Below are 527 nucleotides of genomic sequence, written 5' to 3' on the forward strand. Positions count from 1 at the left end.
GCCGGGCGGAACCGCGCGGTCGCGACGAGCAGGGCGGCGCCCAGGTAGGCGGCGGCGCAGCCGGCGGCCAGCCCGGCCACCCCGGCCCGGTCGACGGCCAGCGCACCGAGCAGGGCCCCGCCCAGGCCGGCCAGGGACTGGGTGGACAGCTCGAAGCCGGTGGCGGTCTCGATGTCGGCGTCGTCGACGAGTTCGGGCACCGACGTGGTCAGGCACGGGTCGAAGAAGGCCTGGCAGGTGGCCAGGGCGAGGGCGGCCGCGTACACGGCGGCCACCGGCAGGCCACTGCCCTGCGCCCACAGGGCGAGGGCGGCCGCGGCCGCTCCGGCCACGGCGGCGGCGGTCCGCAGCACCGAGCGGTGCGCGCACCCGCCGCCGGCGCGGGGCACGACGGGCGCCAGGGCCCCGGCGGGGAGGGTGGAGGCGGGCCTGAAAAGCCCGGAGGCCCGCCCGCCCTGGGGCTGGACAGCGGGGGTGTCGAGCCACCAGGGCACGCCGAGCTGGTGAATGCGCACGCCGCACCGGGT

General features: G+C 79.9%; 1 pseudogene. It reads right to left on the reverse strand.

Annotated elements, in window-relative coordinates:
• A pseudogene (locus tag GPJ59_RS36880) lies at positions 1 to 515 on the reverse strand (MFS transporter); the annotation flags it as partial.
• Between the last annotated feature and the right edge of the window lie 12 nt (positions 516 to 527).

The organism is Streptomyces bambusae, assembly GCF_019400985.1.
Lineage (GTDB): Bacteria > Actinomycetota > Actinomycetes > Streptomycetales > Streptomycetaceae > Streptomyces > Streptomyces bambusae_A.